A 16938-nucleotide genomic window follows, 5' to 3' on the forward strand; every position below is an offset into this window, starting at 1 on the left:
ACTGATTAGAGGAACTTATCGATATGCTCAAACACTGGCCGCCCCTGAGCACCTTGCGCGGCTTCGAAGCCGCCGCCCGGCTGGGCAGTTTTCACAAGGCCGCCGATGAGTTGCACCTCACCCAATCGGCGATCAGCCAGCAGATCCGCAGCCTTGAGGCCTACCTGGAACAACCGCTGTTCCATCGCAGCGGGCGCAGCGTCAGCCTGACCGATGCCGGGCACGACTTGCTCAGCACCACCCAGGCGTTGTTGCAGCAACTGGCGGTGGGCATTCGCCGGTTGGGGCAATACCAGAAACCCAATCAACTGGTGCTCAACACCACCCCGGCGTTTGCCCGGCACTGGTTGTTGCCGCGTCTGGGGGATTTTCGTCGCCAGCATCCGCAGGTCGATCTGTGGATTTTCAGCACCGATGAGGTGCCAGACATGGCCAGCCAGACCATCGACCTGGCGGTGCGCGACGACATCGGTTCCCAGGCCGAATGCAGTTTCAGGGTGCTGCACGCCGACCGCCTCTACCCGGCGTGTCACCCGAGCCTGTTGGCCGTGCCGGTGGAGCAGCGCACTACCCTGCATGGCGAGCGGGAAATGGATTGGAGCCACTGGGCGGTGGAATCGGGCATTGATGTGGGGCAGATGGATCAGGGGCTGAATTTTTCCGATCCGGGTTTGCTGCTGGACGCGGCCTGCACAGGGCTGGGCATTGCGCTGGTGAGTCAGTTGCTGAGTCGGCAGGCGCGGGCCACCGGGCTGTTGCAGCCGATGGTGGAGCAAACCATCCGCGGCCCGAACTGGGCGCTGCTGACCCACCGTGACAGCGAAAACATCACGATGGCGCGGACCTTCACCCAGTGGCTGGTAGACAACCTGGCGGCCGAGCAGCAGCCCACGGCCTGATCATTGCGCCGGGAAGGTTTGCAGGTAGGCCAGCAGGTCTTCGATTTTTTCCGGATCACTCAGGCCCCAGAAAATCATGCGGGTGCCGGGGACGACTTTCTTCGGCGCTTCGAGGTAGGCGATCAGGGTTTCGCGGTCCCAGACAAGGTTGGCGGATTTCATCGCGTCGGAATACACGTAGTCCGTGGTGACGGCGGAGTGGCGACCGATCACGCCATTGAGTTGCGGGCCGAAGAAGGCGCGAGCCGATTCACCGATCTGATGGCAGCCGCTGCAGAGGCGCTTGTACACTTTCTCCCCGGCCTGGACATCGCCCGCGGCAAGGGTGGGAGTGCTGAGCAGGACTGCGGTGAGCGCCAGGGCGAGGGTCGGGGCGGCGATTTTGTTCATGCTACGTTTCCAGTCTGCGAGTGCTCGCTATTGGAACATGGATTTTCAGCATCCTGATGAATGTCCATCAAGCTGTCATCGAATCGTCATGAACCGGACGCCATACTCAGGTCATCCAATGCGTGCTTTATCTTTCTGCTGCCAGTCCCGGCAGCTTTTTTTTGCCTGAAATTCTGCTTACAGACACTCCTGCGCCGCACGCTCGAAAAAACAGTGCGCATGTATCAGGTCCTGAATAGAAATCCACGGTGGATCGGCTTGCCCGCCGCTCAATGGGCGTCGGGCTGATTAATTGGTTGTTGCGGTTAATCCGGCAGTCACCAGCGCCTTCAACGACGCATCGAACTGTTTCAGCGCGGTCAGTTGCAGGTCGCGTTGCTGTTCGATTTGCGCCGCGATTTCGGGCGCTGTCTTGTCATGCACCCACACCGACGGCAGTTGTTTTTCCACCGTGCCTTCGGCCTTGCCGATGTACTGCAGGTTGGCGTCGTAGAACCGCGCGGCGAAACGCGCCTCGACCCGGTCGTTACGCTGGGTCAGCAACTGGTTATGGGTATCGAGCATCACCACCACATCGGGATGGGCTTGCACCAGGGCATCAAGGTTGTCGTAGACAGTCACCGACACAAAGGTGTGGTGCAGCGAACTCATCAGCCAGTCAATGGCCAGGTCCGGATCGGAGCTGTTGACGAACGCCTGGCGAATCCGCGCATCCAGTGCGTTTTTCGCACCGTTGACGGCCACCGAGTGGTATTGCTCAAGGTATTGCAGGTTTTCCACGGTGTTTTCGCTGTAGAGCACCCCGACCGTTTGCCCGTATTGCAAGCCGCCCTGGCCAGCGGTGATGGGCGGCAGATGGCAGGTGCGTGCGTCTTCGGCAAAGGCCGATGCGGTGGATACGACACTGCCCAGCAACAGGGCAATCACAGCCAGTCGGGTCAAGATTTTCATCGCGCAGGTTCCTTGAGCAGCGTGTTCAATGCCGGCAATTTTCCGCCTTTGCGCAAAAAACAGAACTTGCGATTCTTGATGGTGACTATTGACTGAACCAATAGTGCGGCGACGCCGCCTACTCTCTGGCGCAAAATTACCGGTCTATGTCGAACAAGCGGCTGTGCCGGGCGCCCAGGGTTGATTACAGTGGCGACTGCCCTCAAAACCTGATCAAGGAACGAAACAATGGTGACCTGCTACCTCAAATACGTGCTCGATCCCTACCAGCTCGAAGCGTTCGAGCACTACGGCAAGCTGTGGATTCCCCTGGTGGAAAAGTTCGGCGGCCAGCACCACGGCTACTTTTTGCCGTCGGAGGGTGCCAACAACATCGCCCTGGCGTTGTTCACCTTCCCCAGCCTGGCGGCGTACGAGCATTACCGGCAGCAGTCGATGAACGATCCAGAGTGCATCGCGGCGTTCAAGTATGCCGAAGAGAAGAAATTCATCCTCAGCTACGAACGTTCGTTCATGCGGCCGGTGTTTGGCTGACTGGATCGCTGAGTCAGTCTTTTTTCAGATCCAGGCAATAGGTGTAGTAACCGGGGTCGCGCACCCAGCCCAGGGATTCATACAGGTGCTGGGCGGTGAGGTTGTCGGTGGCGGTTTCCAGGGTCATGCCTTTGCCGCCGGCCAGCTTCGCAAAATCCCGGGCGGTGTTCATCAGCAAGGTACCGGCACCTTTGCCCCGGGCGGCGGGCGTGGTGAACAGATCACCGAGCAGCCAGGTACGATGGGCGTCGATCGAGGAAAAGGTCGGGAACAGCTGGACGAAGCCGAGGTTTTCACCGTCGCTGTCCTGGGCCAGAAATATCACCGATTCATCCCGGGCAAGGCGCTCGGCGATGAAGGCGCGTGATTGCGCAAGGTTTGACGGCTGCTTGTAGAACATCCGGTAGGCGTCAAACAAAGGGGCGATCTGATCGATGTGCGATGTGTCGGCGCGCAGGGCCTGAATAGCCATGAGGGTGCTCCATTGCGGTCTCAAGGAATTACAGACTAGCAATGGAGGTGAAGCCGAGAGGGACTTTTTTCAAAGTAAGTTTCAAAGCAAGATCAAAAGATCGCAGCCTGCGGCAGCTCCTACATTGGAATGAGTTTCCCGTAGGAGCTGCCGCAGGCTGCGATCTTTGCTTTTGGATCAGACCCGCACGTTACGCCCTGGCAATGAGGTCCGCTGGCTGCTTTCCCATCCTTCAACCAGCCCCACCGGCACATCCGCTGACGGCAGCATCTGCGCGCCACGCACCAGATCCGACGCCCGCTCGGCGAGCATGATGGTCGGCGCATTGAGGTTGCCGTTCGGCTCGGTCGGGAACACCGACGAATCGATCACTCGCAGACCGGCGATGCCGCGCACGCGCAATTCGGAATCGACCACCGCCATGTCGTCCTCGCCCATGCGGCACGAACCGCACGGGTGGTAGGTGCTTTCCAGGTTGTCGCGCACGAAGGCGTCGAGGTCTTCATCGCTGGTCACCTGGGCACCCGGGGCGATTTCGCCGTCGCGGAAGCGGTCCATGGCTTTCTGGCCGATGATCTCGCGGGTCAGGCGAATGCAGCGACGGAAGCCCTCACGGTCCTCTTCCCGCTCCAGATAGTTGAAGCGGATTTCCGGATGCTCGTACGGATCGGCTGAGCGAACCCGCACATAACCACGACTTTTCGGCTTGTTCGGCCCGGTCAGCACCATGAAGCCATGGCCCTTGATCGGTTTGTTGCCGTCGTAGCGCATCGCCGCCGGCAGGAAGTGGAACTGGATGTCCGGCCAGCGCAGGCCCTTCTCGGAGCGGATGAAGCCACCGGCCTCGAAGTGGTTGGTGGCGCCCAGGCCGTCCTTGAACAGCAGCCAGCGCAGACCGATCATCAGCTTGCTCAGCGGGTCCATCTTGTTGTTGAGGGTCACCGGTTCCTTGCAGCCGAACTGTATGTACACCTCGGCGTGATCCTGCAGGTTCTCCCCTACTCCCGGCAGGTCATGGCGTACGCCGATCCCGGCCTTGCGCAGGACGTCCGCCGGGCCGATGCCCGAGCGTTGCAGCAGGTGCGGCGAGCCGATTGGCCCCGACGAGATCAGCACTTCGCGGTTGCAATACACCTGGTGGGTCTGGCCACCATGGTCATACATGACCCCCACCGCCCGCTTGCCTTCAAGAATGATCTGGCGGGTCATCGCATGGGTAATCACCGTCAGGTTCGGACGACCCATGGCCGGGCGCAGATAGGCGTTGGCCGTGGAGCAGCGCACACCGTTCTTCACGGTCATGTGCATCGCGCCGAAACCTTCCTGCATGTAGCCGTTGCAGTCTTCGGTCTTGATGTAGCCCGCTTCCGCGCCGGCTTCGACCCAGGCACCGTACAGCGGGTTTTTCATGTGGTTGCCGTTGGTGGTGTGCAGCGGCCCGGTCTGCCCGCGATAGCTGTCGCCACCCGACTCGTAGCTCTCGGCGCGCTTGAAGTACGGCAGGCAGTTGCGATAGCCCCAACCTTCGGCACCCAGGGATTCCCACTCGTCAAAGTCCAGCGCATGGCCACGAATGTACACCAGGCCGTTGATCGACGAGGAGCCGCCCAGCACCTTGCCCCGTGGGCAGTGAATGCGTCGGCCGTTAAGGTGGGTCTCCGGCTCGGTTTCGTAGCGCCAGTTGTACTTCTTGGTGTTCATCGGGATCGAGAATGCGCTCGGCATCTGAATCACTACGCTCTTGTCACTGCCGCCGAATTCCAGGACCAGCACCGAGGTGGCCGGGTCTTCGCTCAGGCGGTTGGCCAACACACAACCCGCCGAGCCTGCGCCAATGATGATGTAGTCGTATTTTTGTGTAGCCATTTTTTGCGTGGTCATTCTTTGCGTGGTCATAGTTATCTCCCGACCGTCGATTCAGTGAATACCCGCGGTGGCTGCTGTTTGTGGGTCAGCGTGTCGCCGGTGGTGTATTGCGGGGAGTTTTTTTCGATCTGCTGGATCACCGCCTCTTCGCGTTTCAGATCGATCGAGCGGCTCAGCCAGTAGTACGCCACGCCCGACACGATCAGCCCGACCAGCCAGGCGATGTCGATGCTGCCCAGTGCCTTGGCGAGCGGGCCGACATACACCTCGCGCTGTTCAACGCCGTCGAAGATGTAGAAGAACGGGATCATCGAGATAAAGCCGATGGCATAGGCGGCGATACCGCGCAGTCCCCAGCTGCCGTAGATGTTGCCGTGGGGCATGAAGAAGTGCGGGATGGCGTAGCGGCCTTTGCGCACGAAGAAGTAGTCGGTGAGGTTGACCGAGGTCCAGGGCACCAGGAAGTACAGCATCACCACCAGGTAGATCCCCAGCACCGACAAGCCTTTGCCGGAACTCTGGATGCTCAGGGCCACGCCCAGTTGCAGCAGGATCACGAAGCCGATGGCCAGGATGCGTGCCTTGCGGGTGGGTTCGATGTGCTTGATCGAGTCGACACAGGTCAACGTGGTCAGCTTGGCGCTGTAGATGTTCATCGCGATCACCGGCAGGAACGCCAGGATGGTGACCACCACCACCGCCGTGCCCACCAGTGGCGACACGGTGTTGCCGACTTGCCCGAGGGCCACCAGCACGTCAGTGGTGTGCAGGTGATCGGCCAGCCAGCCACCGACGGAAATCATCCATGCACCGGACAGAGAAGCTCCGAGGAACACCACGGCGATCAGCTTGCCGCTGGAGGTGTTTTTCGGCAGGTAGCGCGAGTAGTCCGACACATAAGGCGCATAGGCGATGTTGTAGCTCGCGGCCGCCGCAAACTGCGCGATGAAACCGGTCCAGTTGAAACCCAGCGGCTCACGGGCCACTTCGCCCTCCGCGAGTGCCGGCAGCACCGCATCCGGCACCCAGCCCATCACCACCGCCATGGTCACCAGGCCATACAGCGGCAACGACAGGTACAGCGCCCATTTGAAGCTGCGGTGCATCCAGTCATGACCGAGAATCGCCAGCACCGCCGCCGGTATGGTCACCGCCACCGCGATCACTGCGGGGCTGAACCCGAACAGCGTGTGCAGCCCCTGCATCATCAACACCAGGTTGACGATGTTGAAGCCGGCGAACACGAACAGCGTCGCCAGCAACACCAGGATTACCCCGCGATAACCGAACTGCGCGCGGGACTGGATCATCTGCGGCAGGCCAAGGTGCGGGCCCTGGGAGCCGTGAAAGGCCATGAACAGTGTGCCGAACATGATGCCCAGCGTGCCGGCCAGCGTGGTCCAGAGCGCGGTCAGGCCGACGCTTGGGCCAACGAAGCCGATGGTCATGGTGAAGAAGGTGAAGTTGCCGAGGAACCAGAACGGGCCCTGACTGGCCAGCTTGTCGGTGCGCTCGTTCTCGGGGATGAAGTCAATCGAATGCCCCTCGACGACGGATTTTTCGTCGAGGCTCGACACGCTCGGGGCGGACTTGGCGTTAGTGTTCATGATGGACTCTTATTGTTGGAAGATCATGACGAGATAACCGCGTTCTTTCGGGTGAACGACTCCCACAGGGATTGAGTCAGTTGCCCGTGCCTACCTGGCGTTGTTGCTGGAATCGAAAACCTGTGGGAGCGAGCTTGCTCGCGATGGGGGCGTGACATGCAACATTGATGTTGGCTGACAGTCCGCTATCGCGAGCAAGCTCGCTCCCACAGGGATTGCATTGTTCCTTGTTTTATCTGATCAGCATCAGCTTGGCAGCGTGATCCACACCGCCTTGGTTTCGAGCAGGTAATCGAGCTGCTCGGCGCCCAGGTCCTTGCCGAATCCGGACTGTTTGTAGCCACCGAACGGCATCGACGGATCGAGGGTGCCGTGGGCGTTGACGTAGACCGAGCCTGCCTTCAAGCGTGGGATCAGGCTGTGCACCTTGCCCAGGTCGTTGGAATACAGTGCCGCAGCCAGGCCGTAAGGCGAGTCGTTGGCCAGGGCCAGTGCGTCTTCCTCGTCATCGAACGGTGCGGTGACCAGCACCGGGCCGAAGATTTCTTCCTGGACGATGCGCATGTCATTGCGGCAGTTGGCGAAGATGGTCGGCTCGACGAAGAAGCCAGGGCCATCGATCGGTTGGCCGCCGTAGACCAGTTCGGCGCCTTCGGCCTTGCCGGTTTCGATGTACTCGGTCACGCGCTGCTTTTGCAGGGCCGAAACCAGTGGGCCGATGAAGCAGTCCGGATCCAGGCCCGGGGCCATTTTCAGGGTGCGTGTGTAGGCGATCAGCTCACGCAGGAATTCGTCGTAGACACTGCTATGAATATAGGCCCGTGTACCGGCGTCGCATACCTGCCCGGAGTTGAAAAACACCCCGTTGGCGACCGCTTGGGCGGCGGCCGGGATGTCGGCGTCGGCGCAGACGATGACCGGTGATTTACCACCGAGTTCGAGGGTTAGGCGCTTCATGTCATCCAGCGCTGCACGACCGACAGTCTGGCCGACCGGGGTCGAGCCGGTGAAGGTCAGTTTGTCGATGCCGGGGTGGGTGGCCATGGCCGCACCGACCACACTGCCGCGCCCGGTGACGATGTTGATCACGCCATCCGGAATGCCCGCTTCCTGCACCAGTTCAGCGAAACGCAGGGCCGACAGCGAAGTCAGTTCGGCGGGCTTGACCACCACGGTGCAACCGGTCGCCAGCGCCGCGCCGAGCTTCCAGGCCATTGTTTGCAGCGGGAAGTTCCACGGCACGATGGCGCCGACTACGCCTACCGCTTCCTTGCGGGTATAGGCCAGGTAATTGCCCGGCAGCGAAGGTTCGACGGTACGGCCGTGCAGCTTGGTGGCCCAACCGGCGAAGTAACGCAGGGTATCCACGGTGCCCTGGATGTCCACGTCCTTGGCGAAGGCCACGGATTTGCCCATGTCGATCGATTCGATTTCCGCGAGCTCCGCGGCGTTCTGTTCGATCAGGTCGGCCAGGCGTTGCATCATGCGCTCGCGTTCGGCCGGTTTGGCCTGACGCCAGGCGCCGCCGTCGAACTGCGCGCGGGCGGCTTGCACGGCGCGGTCCAGGTCATCGGTGGTGCCCATGGGAATGCGGGTGATCAGGCCTTCGGTCGAGGGTTCGATCACATCGGAAGTCTGGCCGTCGCTGGCTTCGACCCAGGCGCCGCCGATGAACATTTTCTGGACCTTGCTGAGGAAGGTCTGGGTGGCTTCGCTGACGCCGTATTTTTGCAGGTAACTTTTGACGATCGTGTCCATTTTTATTCTCTCTGCCCGGCAGTCAGGGCCTGCCGGGTCACTGGTTTCGATGATCAGGCTGATGCGGCTTCGCTCTCGGCGGCCGCTCGCACCTTGCCACGCTCGTGGAAGATGAAACCGATGCTGTTGAGCAGCAGTTGCGCGGCCAGGATCGAGGTCATGCCGGTCGGGTCGTAGACCGGTGCCACTTCCACCAGATCCATGCCGACGATGTTGCCTTTGCTGCGCTTGGCCAGGGCCTGGATGATTTCCAGCACTTCGTAGTAGAGGAAGCCGCCGTGGCTCGGGGTGCCGGTGCCGGGGGCGATGGACGGGTCAAAACCGTCGATGTCGATAGTGATGTAGTAGTTGATGTCCTGCGGGATCAGCGCCAGCACACCCTCGACGCCAAGGCGACGCACATCACGCACCGAGAGGATTTTCGAGCCGGCTTCATGGGCTGCTTCGTAGTCGTCGCGGTTGGACGACGAGACGTTGCGGATACCCATCTGGGTCATGCCGACAATGTGGTTCATTTCCGAGGCGCGGCGCAGCGGGTTGCCGTGGCCGTAGCGCACACCGTGGCGTTCGTCGACGAAGTCCAGGTGCGCATCGAAGTGAATGATGTGGATCGGGCCGCGGCCCTCGAAGGCCTTGATCACCGGTGCGTGCACCGAGTGGTCGCCGCCAAGCACCACCGGCATCACGCCGGCATCGAGGATCTTGCGCACGGCGTATTCGGTATTCTTGTTGCTGGTGGCCATGTCGGTGTGGACGATGTCGGCATCACCGACGTCGACCATGCGCACGTCCGATGCGGTGAGGTACATCACGTCATCTTCGTGGTCGTAGGCGCCGGCGTGGCCGAAGGAAAACAGCGTCGATGCTTCGCGAATCCCGCGTGGTCCGAAGCGTGCGCCGGAGCGCCACTGGGTGCCCATGTCGTTGGGCACGCCGAGCACCGCGACGTCGGCATCCAGTGCATCCCAATCGGTGCACACCGGGGATTTGCCAAAGGTGCAATGACCCACGAATGGCAGGTTCAGGCGACCGGATTCATAACCGTTGTTCGACATTTCTAGCCTCTCCACTTCTTGTTATCGGCTTGGCGGACTGCAAGGCGACCGCCGTTGGAAAGACTATGGGCGCAGGTTTTCGTGGAAAAAATGCTAAACATCAGATACTCATATCGGTATTCCCGATGCATCCCCATGCCGGAGGCCCAAGATGATCCAGCTGCACGATGTCGACCTGAAACTGCTCAGGGTGTTTGCCACGATTGTCCGCTGCGGCGGCTTCTCGGCCGCGCAGGCGGCGTTGAATGCAGGGCAATCGACGATCAGCGAACAGATGACCCATCTGGAAACCCGCCTCGGGGTCAAGCTGTGCCAACGCGGCCGCAGCGGCTTCCGCCTGACCGAACAAGGGGTGGCGATCCATGAAGCCACCCAGCGCCTGTTGTCGGCGGTGGAGAACTTCTGCATGGACGCCGACGTGCTCAAGCAGCACATCAGCGGCAAGCTCAACCTGGGGATCATCGACACCACGATCACCGACCCGGATTCGCCGATTCCGCGCACCACCCAGCGCTTCGTTTCACGGGGTCATGACGTACACCTGAACGTGTACGTCGGCACCCCGGCGGAACTCGAAGAACGGGTGCTCGACGGCCGCCTGCACCTGGCCATCGGGCACTTCCCGATCCATGTGCCGGGCCTGCTGCAATCACCGCTGTACCAGGAAGCCCTGGGTTTGTATTGCGGCCGGCGCCACCCTTTGTACGGCAGCCACGCCGAAGGTGAGGAGCTGCTCGAAGAAGTCGCTGCGGGGCGCATCGTCGTGCGCGGCTACATGCAGCAATACGACCTCGAACACCTGGGCGTCAGCAAGGCGGCCGCCACCGTGGACAACATCGAAGCCACGGCGATCCTGATCATTTCCGGCGCCTACCTGGGCTTCCTGCCTGAGCACTTCGCCGCCCAATGGGTCAAGAGCGGCGAGATGCACCAGTTGGCCCCGGGGAGTTTGCGTTTGAAGTCGCCGTTCGACGTGATCACCCGTCGCGGCACGGCACCGCCACCGATCCTGCAAGCGTTCCTCGAGGACCTGGCCGCCAGCGCCCGTAAAACCGGCCAGCCGTGATGTGACGCTCGCCAAATTCAAATTTTGCCGGGCATACTGATTCGGTTCGTCAACCTTGCAGGCCCGTCATGCGCATCCACGTCACCTTCATCGACCGCGTCGGCATCACCCAGGAAGTGCTGGCCCTGCTCGGTGGTCGCAGTTTCAACCTCGACGCCGTGGAGATGGTGCCGCCGAACGTCTACATCGACGCCCCGACCCTCGGCGCCGAAGTGCTCGAAGAACTGCGCGAGGCGCTTTTCGACGTGCGCGGCGTGCAAGCGGTGACCATGGTCGACATCCTTCCGGGGCAACGCCGGCGCCTGCAACTGGACGCGTTGCTGGCCGCCAGTTCCGACCCGGTGCTGGCGGTGGATGATCGCGGCCATGTGCTGCTGGCCAACCCGGCGCTGATCGCCCTCTGCGGCCGCGAACCGGCCGGTGAATCCCTGACCGCACTGTTCGACGATGCCGATTTGCAACGCACCTTGATCGCTCAGCATTTCCGCCTGCCGATGCACGAGGTCAGCCTCGGCGGCCAGACGCTGCTGCTCGACGCGATGCCGATCACCGACGCCGGCGCCCTGCTCACCCTGTATCAACCCAATCGCATCGGTGAACGCCTGTCGGCACTGCACCATGACCATGCCGAAGGCTTCGATGCGCTGCTCGGCGAATCGCCGCCGATCCGTGCACTCAAGGCCCGCGCCCAACGAGTGGCGGCCCTCGATGCACCGCTGCTGATCCAGGGCGAAACCGGCACCGGCAAGGAACTGGTGGCCCGTGCCTGCCATGCCATCAGCCCACGGCACGATGCGCCGTTTCTGGCCCTGAACTGCGCGGCACTGCCAGAGAGCCTCGCCGAAAGCGAGCTGTTCGGCTATGCCCCCGGCGCCTTCACCGGCGCGCAACGGGGCGGCAAGCTCGGCCTGCTGGAACTGGCAGACCAGGGCACGGTGTTCCTCGATGAAGTGGGGGAAATGTCGCCCTATCTGCAAGCCAAGTTGCTGCGTTTCCTGAGCGATGGTTGCTTCCGCCGGGTCGGTGGCGACAAAGAGGTCCGGGTCAATGTGCGGGTGCTCAGTGCGACCCACCGCGACCTGGAAAAAATGGTCGCCGAAGGGCGTTTTCGCGAAGACCTGTTCTACCGCCTCAACGTGCTCAACCTGCAAGTGCCGCCGCTGCGCGAACGCGGCCACGACATCCTGCTGATGGCCAATCACTTCATGCAGCAGGCCTGCGCGCAGATCCAGCGACCGGCGTGCCGTTTGGCGCCGAGCACCTTCAGCGCCCTGCTCGGCAACCGCTGGCCGGGCAACGTGCGGCAACTGCAAAACGTGATCTTTCGCGCGGCGGCGATTTGCGAAAACCCGCTGGTGGACATCGACGACCTGGACATCGCCCGCACGGCGGTAGAGCGGCAAAACGACGGCGAAGTCGGCAGCCTGGAAGAAGCGGTTGGCGACTTTGAGAAGAACCTGCTGGAACAGCTGTATCGCAGCTATCCGTCCAGCCGGTTGCTGGCGGCGCGGTTGCAGACGTCCCATAGCGCGATTGCGATTCGCTTGCGCAAATACGGGATTCCCGCCAAGCCCTGAGTGATCTGTCGGAACACATTGTCACCGACAACACATTCCCCTGTGGGAGCGAGCTTGCTCGCGATGAGGGAGTGTCAGTCGATATCAATGTGACTGTCATACCGCTATCGTCGGAACGCCGCCCGGAGCAAGCTCGCTCCCACAGGGGACCAGTGTTGTTGCTGAATTCCTCGTCTGCAAATCGATACAGCGTAGCGAAATCAAGACAATCCCTTCCACGCCAGCAATCACGGCGCTTGCCTCCAAGGGCATACTTGCTTGTATTGAATTCAATACGGGTGAGATATCACAAACACTACACAAACAACTCAAGCCATTGATTTAAAACAATTAATCAACCTTGGCACCACCCTTGCTATCACTCCTGCAACCCGCTCGTCACCCCGCCACGAGCCTTAAAACAATAAGGAGTTGATATGAGCCAATTGCGTTTTACCGTCGATCACGAATGGTTGCGCCTTGAGAGCAATGGCCTGGTCACCGTCGGCATCACGGCGTTTGCCCAGCAGGCGCTAGGGGATGTGGTGTTCGTTCAGGTGCCTGAACTGGGCGCCTTCGATGCAGGCGCTGAAGTGTCGGTGCTGGAATCGGTGAAAGCCGCCAGCAGTATCGGCATGCCGCTGGACGGCGAAGTGGTCGAGATTAACGCGACGCTGGAGAGCACCCCGGAACTGGTCAACGAAGATCCATTGGGCGAAGGCTGGTTCTTTCGCTTCAAACCGGTCGATGCCCTGGCGCTGAGCGATCTGCTGGATCAAGACGCCTATGAACGACTGACCGCAGAACACGCCGACGCTTGAAGCCATCCCGGGCATTTCCCGAATCCGCAAAAGGACCACACCATGTTCAGCAAACACGACCAGATCAAAGGCTATGACGACGAACTGCTGGCGGCGATGAACGCCGAGGATGCGCGGCAGGAACACCATATCGAACTGATCGCCTCGGAAAACTACACCAGCCAGCGGGTGATGGAGGCACAAGGCAGCGGCCTGACCAACAAGTACGCCGAAGGGTATCCGGGCAAGCGTTACTACGGCGGCTGCGAGCACGTCGATGTGGTCGAGCAACTGGCCATCGACCGCGCCAAACAACTGTTCGGCGCCGACTATGCCAACGTCCAGCCGCACTCCGGCAGCCAGGCCAACGCCGCAGTTTATCTGGCATTGCTGCAAGCCGGCGACACCGTGCTGGGCATGAGCCTGGCCCACGGCGGTCACCTGACCCACGGCGCCAAGGTGAGTTTTTCCGGCAAGCTGTACAACGCCGTGCAGTACGGCATCGACACTACCACGGGCCTGATCGATTACGACGAAGTCGAGCGCCTGGCGGTCGAGCACAAGCCGAAGATGATCATCGCCGGGTTCTCGGCCTATTCGAAGACCCTGGATTTCCCGCGTTTCCGCCAGATCGCCGATAAGGTCGGTGCGTACTTCTTCGTCGACATGGCCCACGTCGCCGGGCTGGTGGCAACCGGTCTGTACCCCAATCCCCTGCCCTACGCCGACGTGGTCACCACGACCACCCACAAGACCCTGCGCGGCCCCCGTGGCGGCCTGATTCTGGCCAAGGCCAATGCGGAGCTTGAGAAAAAATTCAACGCCGCGGTATTCCCCGGCGGTCAGGGTGGCCCGCTGATGCACGTGATCGCCGCCAAGGCCGTGTGCTTCAAGGAAGCGCTGGAGCCCGGCTTCAAGACCTATCAGGCGCAAGTGATCCGTAACGCCCAGGCGATGGCGCAGGTGTTTATCGAGCGCGGTTATGACGTGGTGTCCGGCGGTACCGACAACCATCTGTTCCTGGTCAGCCTGATCCGCCAGGGCCTGACCGGCAAGGACGCCGACGCCGCCCTCGGTCGCGCCGGCATCACCGTGAACAAGAACGCCGTGCCCAACGATCCGCAATCGCCGTTCGTGACCTCGGGCTTGCGCATCGGCACGCCGGCAATCACCAGCCGTGGCTTCAAGGAAGCGCAGAGCACTGCGTTGGCCGGCTGGATCTGCGACATCCTCGATCACCTTGGCGATGCCGATATCGAGGCCAATGTCGCCCGGCAGGCGGCCGCCCTGTGTGCCGACTTCCCGGTCTACCGCGACTGAGCACACAACACAAAAACCCTGTGGGAAAAAACTCTGTGGGAGCGAGCTTGCTCGCGATGGCGGACTTTCATTCAACATCAATGCTGAATGTAATGGCCTCATCGCGAGCAAGCTCGCTCCCACAGGGTCTCCCACAGGTTCTGCTCCCTGCTGCACAAGGAAAGCATCATGAATGCCATTGTCGAATCGACCGGCAAGAGCCCGGCGAAAGTGGAAATCGGCACTAAGCTGCGCGGCGCGCAAAAGGTCGCACGGATTCCGGTGAAGATCATTCCCACGGATGAATTCCCGCGCAAGCCCGACTGGATTCGTGTGCGCATGCCGATCTCTCCCGAGGTCGACCGGATCAAGCAGCTGTTGCGCAAGCACAAGCTGCACAGCGTCTGCGAAGAAGCCTCGTGCCCGAACCTCGGTGAATGTTTTTCCGGTGGCACGGCGACCTTCATGATCATGGGCGACATCTGCACCCGTCGCTGCCCGTTCTGCGATGTCGGCCATGGCCGGCCCAAGCCGCTGGACGTCAACGAGCCGATGAACCTGGCCGTGGCCATCGCCGAGCTGCGCCTGAAGTACGTGGTGATCACCTCGGTGGACCGCGACGATTTGCGCGACGGTGGTGCCCGACACTTTGTCGATTGCCTGCGGGAAATCCGCAAGCTGTCCCCCGGCATTCAACTGGAAACCCTGGTGCCGGATTATCGCGGACGCATGGACGTGGCCCTGGCGATCACCGCCAGTGAGCCCCCGGACGTATTCAACCACAACCTGGAAACCGTACCGCGCCTGTACAAGGCCGCGCGGCCGGGTTCGGACTTCGAGTGGTCGCTGGACCTGCTGCAGAAATTCAAGCAAGCGGTGCCCCATGTGCCGACCAAATCCGGCCTGATGCTGGGTCTGGGCGAGACCGACGAAGAAGTCATCGAGGTCATGCAGCGCATGCGCGAGCACGAGATCGACATGCTGACCCTCGGCCAATACCTGCAACCCTCGCGCAGTCACTTGCCGGTGCAGCGCTTCGTGCACCCGGACACCTTTGCCTGGTTCGCCGAGGAAGGCACGCGCATGGGCTTCAAGAACGTGGCGTCCGGGCCGCTGGTGCGTTCGTCCTATCACGCCGATCAACAACTTCATGGAGGTACGGACGGTTTCAAGCCATGATGCAATGACTGGTCATGCATGGAGCCGCTTCCGATGTTTCGTTCACCCTGTCTGTTGTTGCTGTGCCTGAGCCTTGCCACGTCGTGCATGGCCGACGAATCGAAACCCGGGCACATGGTGTATGTGCGCAGTGTCGACCCGGGCATCGAGCAGGACATCCGCTACGCCAGCGCGCACAACTTCACCGGGCACCCGCTCGACGGTTACCAGGCAGCGGAATGCCTGCTGTCGGCGGATGCTGCGAAGGCGTTAGCCAGAGTGCAAAGCTCGCTGAAAGCCGAAGGCTACGGCTTGAAGGTATTCGATTGTTATCGCCCGACCCGCGCGGTGGCGGACATGGGCCGCTTCGCCAGCGAACCTGGCGACTCGCTCAAGACCGAGTTCTACCCCCGGGTCGACAAGCAGGACTTCTGGCGCCTGGGGTATGTGGCCCGGGTGTCCAATCATTCCCGGGGAAACACCGTCGACCTGACCCTGACCGGCCCCGAGGCCCTGCCCGCCGACACCTGGACGCCTTCGGCCACGCCGGTGGATTGCACCGCCCCTTACGGCCAGCGCTGGCACGACGGCGCCCTCGACATGGGCACCGGTTTCGATTGCTTCGATGAGCGGGCGCACACCGACTCGGCGCTGATCAACGCCACGGCCAAAGCCAATCGCCAGCGCCTGACCAGTGCCATGGCCAAGGAAGGCTTTGTGGGTTATTCGGCCGAGTGGTGGCACTTCACGTACAGCGGGAATCCGCCGAAGCCGGACGTCATGGACTTCCCCATCACGCCGCTTGCACCATGAACATTCTGCTCAAGGCTCTGTCGGTGGCGCTGTTTCCGCTGGCCGCAATGGCTCAGGGACTCGACGGCAGCGACCAACTGATCGTGGTCACCAGTAAAAGCTGGGATGACATCCAGGGCACTGCCCAGCGCTATGAGCGGCACGGGCAAACCTTCCGGAAATTCGAAGCGCCCTTTGCAGTCGTTCTCGGCAAGAACGGCATGGGCTGGGGCAAGGGGCTGCTCGATATCGAGCAACCTGAAGGACCGGTAAAACAGGAAGGCGATGGCAAGGCGCCGGCTGGGATGTTCAAGCTGGGCACGGCGTTCGGCTACGCGCCTTCGGCCGACACCCGCCTGCCTTATCTAGCGTTGACGCCGACCATCGAATGCGTGGATGACAGCCAGTCCACGCGTTACAACGAACTGGTCGACGGAGCAGTGGTCGATAAAGGCTGGAACAGCTCCGAACGGATGCGCCGCTCGGATGAGTTGTACCGCCAAGGCATCGTCATCCAGCACAACACTCCGGCCACGCCCGCTGCCGGCTCATGCATTTTCTTCCATATCTGGCGCGGCCCCAGTGCACCGACCCGTGGTTGTACAGCCATGGATCCGGCGAACATCGCGCAACTGTTCGACTGGCTGGACCCGGGCAAATCCCCGGTGCTGGTGCAACTGCCCGAAGCGCAGTACGAACAGTTGCGTGAGCACTGGAAACTACCAAAGCGCTAGT

General features: G+C 61.5%; 16 protein-coding genes. 9 read left to right on the plus strand and 7 right to left on the minus strand.

What is annotated here, in order from left to right; all coding sequences use genetic code 11:
• Nucleotides 1–23 precede the first annotated feature (23 nt).
• A complete protein-coding gene (locus ACMDB8_RS17390) occupies nucleotides 24–899 on the plus strand; it encodes a LysR substrate-binding domain-containing protein (protein WP_056723734.1) in 876 nt (291 codons plus the stop codon).
• Here the strand turns inward: ACMDB8_RS17390 and ACMDB8_RS17395 are convergent, their stop codons facing one another.
• Both ACMDB8_RS17395 and ACMDB8_RS17400 read right to left on the minus strand, forming a co-directional pair.
• The gene (locus ACMDB8_RS17395) at nucleotides 900–1289 is read right to left on the minus strand and encodes a c-type cytochrome (protein ID WP_056723736.1); all 390 of its coding nucleotides are present in this window, start codon (nucleotides 1287–1289) and stop codon (nucleotides 900–902) included. It lies immediately after the preceding gene.
• 288 nt (nucleotides 1290–1577) lie between these two features.
• On the minus strand, nucleotides 1578–2240 hold the full coding sequence (locus ACMDB8_RS17400) for a hypothetical protein (protein WP_056723737.1): 663 nt from the start codon (nucleotides 2238–2240) through the stop codon (nucleotides 1578–1580).
• Between the two features lie 228 nt (nucleotides 2241–2468).
• On the opposite strand from ACMDB8_RS17400, the gene ACMDB8_RS17405 reads away from it, so the two are divergent.
• A complete protein-coding gene (locus ACMDB8_RS17405; protein WP_056723739.1) occupies nucleotides 2469–2774 on the plus strand; it encodes an NIPSNAP family protein in 306 nt (101 codons plus the stop codon).
• 13 nt (nucleotides 2775–2787) lie between these two features.
• Here the strand turns inward: ACMDB8_RS17405 and ACMDB8_RS17410 are convergent, their stop codons facing one another.
• From ACMDB8_RS17410 to speB, 5 genes are all read right to left on the minus strand, one after another.
• Complete coding sequence (locus ACMDB8_RS17410; protein ID WP_409079407.1) at nucleotides 2788–3246, minus strand: GNAT family N-acetyltransferase; 459 nt, start codon at nucleotides 3244–3246, stop codon at nucleotides 2788–2790.
• A gap of 177 nt (nucleotides 3247–3423) precedes the next feature.
• Nucleotides 3424–5112, minus strand: coding sequence for a choline dehydrogenase (gene betA, locus ACMDB8_RS17415; RefSeq protein WP_056723862.1), 1689 nt, complete (start codon nucleotides 5110–5112; stop codon nucleotides 3424–3426).
• A 32-nt stretch (nucleotides 5113–5144) separates the two neighbouring features.
• Complete coding sequence (locus ACMDB8_RS17420) at nucleotides 5145–6719, minus strand: purine-cytosine permease family protein (RefSeq protein ID WP_056723743.1); 1575 nt, start codon at nucleotides 6717–6719, stop codon at nucleotides 5145–5147.
• Nucleotides 6720–6965: 246 nt separating this feature from the next.
• The gene (locus ACMDB8_RS17425; RefSeq protein WP_223541430.1) at nucleotides 6966–8477 is read right to left on the minus strand and encodes an aldehyde dehydrogenase family protein; all 1512 of its coding nucleotides are present in this window, start codon (nucleotides 8475–8477) and stop codon (nucleotides 6966–6968) included.
• A 53-nt stretch (nucleotides 8478–8530) separates the two neighbouring features.
• The gene (speB, locus tag ACMDB8_RS17430; protein ID WP_409079408.1) at nucleotides 8531–9532 is read right to left on the minus strand and encodes an agmatinase; all 1002 of its coding nucleotides are present in this window, start codon (nucleotides 9530–9532) and stop codon (nucleotides 8531–8533) included.
• A 151-nt stretch (nucleotides 9533–9683) separates the two neighbouring features.
• Between speB and ACMDB8_RS17435 the strand changes: the two genes are divergently transcribed.
• The 7 genes from ACMDB8_RS17435 (at nucleotide 9684) to ACMDB8_RS17465 (ending at nucleotide 16937) form a co-directional block, all read left to right on the plus strand.
• Nucleotides 9684–10598: a LysR family transcriptional regulator gene (locus ACMDB8_RS17435; RefSeq protein WP_056723746.1), complete on the plus strand. Its 915-nt coding sequence runs from the start codon at nucleotides 9684–9686 to the stop codon at nucleotides 10596–10598.
• A 68-nt stretch (nucleotides 10599–10666) separates the two neighbouring features.
• Entirely contained in the window at nucleotides 10667–12175 is a 1509-nt protein-coding gene (locus ACMDB8_RS17440) for a sigma-54-dependent transcriptional regulator (RefSeq protein ID WP_056723748.1), read from the plus strand.
• A 416-nt stretch (nucleotides 12176–12591) separates the two neighbouring features.
• Nucleotides 12592–12975 carry a glycine cleavage system protein GcvH gene (gcvH, locus tag ACMDB8_RS17445; protein WP_150725972.1) on the plus strand — a complete coding sequence of 128 codons (384 nt, stop codon included), beginning with the start codon at nucleotides 12592–12594 and terminating at the stop codon, nucleotides 12973–12975.
• Nucleotides 12976–13017: 42 nt separating this feature from the next.
• Entirely contained in the window at nucleotides 13018–14274 is a 1257-nt protein-coding gene (gene glyA, locus ACMDB8_RS17450; protein ID WP_223541432.1) for a serine hydroxymethyltransferase, read from the plus strand.
• Between the two features lie 168 nt (nucleotides 14275–14442).
• Nucleotides 14443–15432, plus strand: a complete 990-nt coding sequence (lipA, locus tag ACMDB8_RS17455) for a lipoyl synthase (protein ID WP_056723755.1) — start codon at nucleotides 14443–14445, stop codon at nucleotides 15430–15432.
• Nucleotides 15433–15465: 33 nt separating this feature from the next.
• On the plus strand, nucleotides 15466–16224 hold the full coding sequence (locus ACMDB8_RS17460; protein ID WP_056723757.1) for a M15 family metallopeptidase: 759 nt from the start codon (nucleotides 15466–15468) through the stop codon (nucleotides 16222–16224).
• Complete coding sequence (locus ACMDB8_RS17465) at nucleotides 16221–16937, plus strand: L,D-transpeptidase family protein (protein ID WP_223541433.1); 717 nt, start codon at nucleotides 16221–16223, stop codon at nucleotides 16935–16937. Before ACMDB8_RS17460 ends, ACMDB8_RS17465 begins: the two co-directional genes overlap by 4 nt.
• Nucleotide 16938 lies beyond the last annotated feature (1 nt).

It is taken from the genome of Pseudomonas monachiensis, from assembly GCF_047345015.1.
In the GTDB taxonomy this organism is placed as follows: Bacteria; Pseudomonadota; Gammaproteobacteria; order Pseudomonadales; family Pseudomonadaceae; genus Aquipseudomonas; species Aquipseudomonas monachiensis.